Here is a 6,270-nt window from a genome sequence, read left to right on the forward strand (position 1 = left end):
TAAAGCTGGATCTGGAATAGAAAATATAATTTTCAACATACCCGCCTTACTGGCGGGTTTTTTTTTGCCAGTTCACTTAAGTCATTCCAACTCAAACCAATTCCTGACCGCAGACACTGCTTACGAAGCTCTTACGATGATTGATTACAATTAATTATTTAATGCATGGATTGGAAGTGGCAACAATGATCGATAGTTCTAGATTGGGTTGATGGAGAGTCTGTATATAAGCAGTTATGTAATGAAATGTTAAAAATTTTTAGTTAATTAAGGTGAGTGGAGCAACAGCATTCGCAAAACTGCTGATTCATTTGTCTGTGTCTGGCCCTGATTTTTTTCACCAGCAAAGTGGCATTTCATTCTTGAGTTTGAAAGCTTAATTCAGCTTGAAGTTTATTTTCTGAGTGGCGACTTACCCATCATGCGATATGCAAGGGCGAAACAAAAGGGCTACTACTCCACGGAAATCACAGAAAAGTTTAACCATAGTTAACTCTTTGCATGCCTGCACTAGTGAGTAATTAGCATTTTTCGAGTAGTGTCTTGCTCTTTGTTTATTTTTTTCATCAAAGAACTTTCTAAAACCATAGCAAATGGTGAGTAAGAAAACAAGAGAGTTCAATGTTCTTAGTGCGTCGCTGTCGTGTAGCAACTATTCAATAGCTTGCTCCGTTTTTGGGGAAGCTTCATTCTCACCACTTTATGTCTTACTTGCTTTAAATAATGACAACACCAACTTATCATTTTATCTCTGGTTTGCCGCGTTCAGGCTCTACCCTGCTGGCAGCCTTATTGCTGCAGAATCCACGCTTTCATGCTGGAATGACTAGTCCTGTCGGTACTTTGTATACCAGCATCCTGCATCAGTTTGGTGCCGGTACGGAATTTGGCCCCGTCATTACCAAGGCTGAACGCAAGCGTTTGGTGCGTGGTTTGTTTGATTCTTACTATGCAGAGCATACTGAAAAGAGTGTGGTATTCGATACCAATCGCATGTGGACTGCCCATTTGCCTATGCTAATGGACCAGTTTCCTGGCTCCAAAGTAATTGCCTGTGTGCGCAATGTCGCCTGGATAATGGACAGCATAGAACGCAAATATGCGGCAGACCCTTACGAAATAACACGCCTGTTTAATGACGACAACGAACGCGCTACTGTGTATAGCCGGGTAGAGACACTGGCACAGCGCAATCGCATGGTGGGCTACCCGTGGGCTGCATTAAAGAGCGCCTTCTATAGCGAGCACGCTGCCTCCATGCTGCTCATCGATTATGACTTGCTGGCGCAAGCGCCGCAAAAAGTGCTGCCTCTGATTTATGACTTTATCGGAGCAGAAGCATTCGAGCATGATTTCCAGAATATCCAATATGACGCGCCTGAGTTTGATGCTCCCTTAGGTATGCGGGGTCTGCACAAAGTCAGGCCGGCAGTCAGCTTCGAGACCCGCGACACCATACTGCCTCCCGATTTGTTTCAGCAATACAGCCAGCTATCGTTCTGGAAAGACACGACAGGTAGCCGCGCCAATGTAATTACCGCCAAATTTGTTCCGAATACTATTGAAAACTGAAGATGACACCAATCAATCCCCTCAACACTGCCAATTCCGATACAAATTCATCTTCCAGTTTTTCATACAGCCTGACACCGGACACAATACTGCATATACAGTCTACGCCAGCAATAGCTAGCGCCAGTGCAACAAATATTGCTCCTGCTCCGCTCCTGACCGCTGCACATGAAGTAGTGTTTGTAGACACTACGCTGCAAAACTGGCAAAGCCTGATTGGTAAGCTCAAACCAGGCACGGAAGTCATTACGCTTGATCCGCTCAAGAATGGCGTCCAGCAAATGGCTGATGCGCTGCAAGGCAAGGCGGATATCACTGCCGTTCATATTGTCTCGCATGGCGGCGAAGGTTATCTGGTAGTCGGCAATACCATGCTGTCTTCGTATAACCTTGCGGACTATCAGTCCAGCCTGGCGACCATACAAAAGGCAATGGCACCTGGGGCCGATATTTTGCTGTATGGCTGCGATGTCGCCAAAGGTGATATCGGTGTCCACTTTGTGAATCAGTTGGCCGAAGTGACTGGCACAGATGTCGCCGCATCGACCAATGACACCGGGGCGCATGGTGATTGGGTACTGGAATACAATAGCGGTGCAGTAGAAACCACGGCAATCTCGGCCCAGCATTATCAGTATGACCTCGCCACCATCAAGGTCACGAACTTGAATGATACTGGCGCGGGATCTTTACGGGCTGCTGTGGCTGCTACTATTGGCGATGGGGCGGCTGATACTATTGTTTTTGATCCAGCCCTGTTCGCCGGTGGTGCGGCGACGCTGACCCTGACTTCTGGTGCAATCAATGTAGATTCCGCAAATAACGGTGATGCGCTGACCATCGTTGGCGCTGGTGAAACCCTGCTGACCATCAGTGGCAACAACAGCTCACCAATTTTTACCTCTGTGGCCAGTTCTAATGCGTCCAACACTTCGGCACTCAGTATTTCTGGCATGACCTTGTCGAATGCCAGTGGCGCGTTTGGCGCGATCGCGATGATGTACTCAGGCTCATTGACGATAGATCACATTGCCATCAAGAATAACAATTCAACAACCAAGGGTGCTGGATTGGTATTCTATGATGCGGGCGCGTCTGTCAGCATCAGCAATACCACCATTGCCAATAATACGGCTACTGCCACCTACTCATCTGGTAATGGTGGAGGTGCCTATGTCAATGCAGCGAATGTCACAATCTCGAATTCCACCATCAGTGGCAATGCTGCCAGCAATGGTCGTTATGGGGGCGGCATTTCCGTTTCTGCCGGTACCAGTGCGACACTCACCAATCTGACGATAGCAGGCAACTCTGCAGGTAAAACTGGTGACAATGCCGGCGGTGGTGGTGGTATCAGTCTCTCAGGTGCCGGCGCGAAAACACTGACGAACTCAACCATCGTCGGTAACTCTTTTGTCGGTGGCAATGGCGCGGCAATTGGTGGCGGGGGGGTGTATGTAACGCAAAATAGTGGTGCCGTCACGCTGAAAAATACCATCATTGCCAACAATAGCAGTACCAATAATCTTTCTGATGATGACGATGTTTTTATCGGCAACGCGAGCACTCTCGCGGGCAGCAATAACTTAGTCATCAGCACGGTAGGAACTACTGGCAGCGGTAGCAATACCACGACGGGCACCATTACAACGCTGGGCACTGCCCTGGGTGCGCTGGCCAATAATGGTGGTGCGGTACAAACCATTGCCATTCTGGCGGGGAGCAACGCCATCAACGCCGGTACATCGACTGGTGCACCGGTAATAGATGCCCGTGGTTTTGGCCGCGGTGGCTCAACCGACATCGGTGCTTATGAGTCCAGCGACAACGGCAGCTTCAATTTCAGCGGTATTGTGTCGCCCGCCAATGGTGTCGTTGATGTTCCTGTCAATTACGATCTGGTCATAGAATTTGGTCAGGCTGTTACTGCTGTTGCAGCCAAAAATATCGTCATCTATCGTCAGTCTGATAATGCGATACTGGAAACCATTTCAGCAACAGACAGCAGCAAGGTGACGTTCAGTAGTGGCTCCGGTGGTGCCAACAGCAAGGTGACGATCAATCCTGCCGCCAATTTTGCTGGTACCACGGGATATTATGTCCTGATTGACAGCGGTGCTTTTAAAGATGGCGCAAACAAGACCTTCAACGGTATTTCTTCCACTGCGACCTGGTCATTTACCTCAGCGGTACCACCAGCATCTATCACTAGCGCTGCTTATGATGCCAGCACAGGTACGCTGACAATTGCCGGTTTGGATATCATTAATGGTGGTGCAGTTGATGTCACCAAACTGTCGCTCACCGGTCAGGCTGGCTCTTATACACTGACCGCTACACCTGGCGTGACCGCCAGTAACGCGACGACGATCAGTTTTGGGCTCAATGCGGCAGATAAACTGGAGGTCAATGGCATCCTGAACAACAACGGTACAACCGCCGTTGATACCACGACTTTCAATGTGGCAGCAGCGGCTAACTGGATGACGAGTGCACCGGCCGACCTGACAGGCAACGCAGTGACCGTCTCCAACGTCACGGCACCAACGATCACTTCTGCGACCTACGACGGCACGACCCACGTCTTTACCGTTACTGGCACCAACCTCGTCAAGACCATCGGTGCAACAAACGATGTGACCATCTCGGCATTGACCATCACAGGCGAAGGCGGCGCGACGCGTACTTTGTTTACTACTGGCGACGTCGAAGTCACTTCCGCGACCAGCTTCACGTTCACTTTGGCTGGTGCCGACATTGCTGCAGTCGACGCCTTATTGAATAAAAATGGCACTTCTGCTGTCAGTAGCACCATCTACAATATCGCCGCAGCCGATGACTGGAACAGCGTCATCGCTGGTGGCAACATCCAGGATTTGACCGGCAACGGCGTCACCGTTTCTAATGCTGCACCTAGTATTCTCAGTGCAACTTACACTGCTGGCGCTGCCTCCCTTTTTGTGTCAACTGCCAATGTCAATTTTGGTGACAGCATTGATGTCACCAAAATTACTGTCACTGGTCAGGGCGGTTCGTACAATTTGACCACCACTAGTGCCACCGCAGTCACTTCATCAGGATTTTTTGTAACTCTTAACGCTGCCGATAAAATAAACGTCGCTGGCATTCTCAACAACAACGGCACATCTGCGGTAGATGCGACAGTTTTTAATCTGGCTGCTGCAGCTAACTGGAATCAGACCACCGCATCCAGTGCTGATTTGACCGGCAATGCCATCACCGTATCAAGTATTCTCGCGCCTAGAATCAATTCAGCAACATACGACGGCGCAACACATGTATTTACTGTCACAGGTTCTGAACTAGTTAAAACCATAGGCGCGACGAATGACATCACCATATCCAAACTGACCATCAAGGGTGAAGGCGGCGCAACAAGAACTTTGTCGACAACCAATAATGTAGAAATAATCAGCGACACCAGCTTCAGTTTTACTTTGGCAGGAGCAGACATTGCTGCCGTTGATGCACTATTGAATAAGAATGGCAGTGGATCAGCCGATTTTACTTTCTACAATCTTGCTGCTGCTGACGACTGGAACAGCGTAATTACTGGCGGGGACATTGCCGATACTGCCAACCAGATTACTGTTTCCAACGCAATTACGAGCATTCGCAATGCGACTTACAGCGCTAGCTCTGGCATTCTGACCGTGTCTGCTTTGAATATGGTCAGTGGTGACACTATTGATGTCTCCAAGTTATCGCTAATAGGTCAGGGCGGTGCGTCTTATTCATTAACAACATCAAACGTTACTGCTGCGAGCGCAACAAGTTTTGCTGTTACATTGAATGCGGCTGACAAATTGGCAGTCAATGGTTTGCTTAATAAAAACGGTACTACTGCTGCTGACGCCACCGCATTTAATCTTTCTGCCACTGCTGGCTGGGATCAGACTTTGATTTCCGGCGCTGATTTAATTGGGAATGCGGTGACGGTTTCTGCTGTGACTGCTCCAAGGCTTATTGGCGTTACGTATAATGCGGCTAGTCATATTCTCCGTGTGAGTGGAATGTATTTGGTAGCGACTCCAGGTGTAAATAATGATATTACGGTCTCGAGATTAACGGTTTTGGGCGAGGGTGGTGGTGCTTATGCACTCACAAGTTCAAATGTAGATTTAATTGATGACCAGCATTTTGATATCAATTTGAATGGTGCCGACCAGCTTGGCGTCGCGCAACTATTGAATAAGAATGGCTTTAGTTCAACTGCAGGAACTACATATAGTCTGGTAGCATCTGATGATTGGAATAGCGTAGTTACCGGAGGAAATATTGCGGATACTTCCGGTGTATTTCTTGTCTCCAATGTGCCGGTCCCGACCATCACCTCCTCGACCTACAACGCCAGCACCGGCGTGCTGACCGTGACAGGAACTGGCCTCACAGGCTTGACTGGCGCTACCAACGACATCGTCGCCAACAAGTTCAGCCTGCAAGGCGAAGGTGGTGCCAGCTATAACCTCACCACCACCAGCAATGTCGAGATCACCTCCGCCACATCGTTCACACTGACTCTCAGTGCTGCAGACAGGTTGGGTGCCAACCTCATCATGAACAAGAATGGCACCAGCTCCACCAGTGTCAACACGTACAACCTGATCGCCAACGAAGACTGGAATGCCGGGGCTGATGCCGCTGTCGTCATTGCTGATCTGACCGGCAATGGCGTTA

At 49.1% G+C, this 6,270-nt stretch carries 2 protein-coding genes; both read left to right on the forward strand.

Annotated features, from left to right (window positions below; translation table 11 throughout):
• Positions 1-723: 723 nt before the first annotated feature.
• Positions 724-1,572 carry a sulfotransferase gene (locus tag H8L47_RS25940; protein WP_186956663.1) on the forward strand — a complete coding sequence of 283 codons (849 nt, stop codon included), beginning with the start codon at positions 724-726 and terminating at the stop codon, positions 1,570-1,572.
• A 2-nt stretch (positions 1,573-1,574) separates the two neighbouring features.
• The coding region (locus H8L47_RS25945; protein ID WP_186956665.1) for a DUF4347 domain-containing protein at positions 1,575-6,270 on the forward strand (4,696 nt) is incomplete at its 3' end.

This window comes from Undibacterium umbellatum (assembly GCF_014284125.1).
Classification (GTDB): Bacteria; Pseudomonadota; Gammaproteobacteria; order Burkholderiales; family Burkholderiaceae_D; genus Undibacterium; species Undibacterium umbellatum.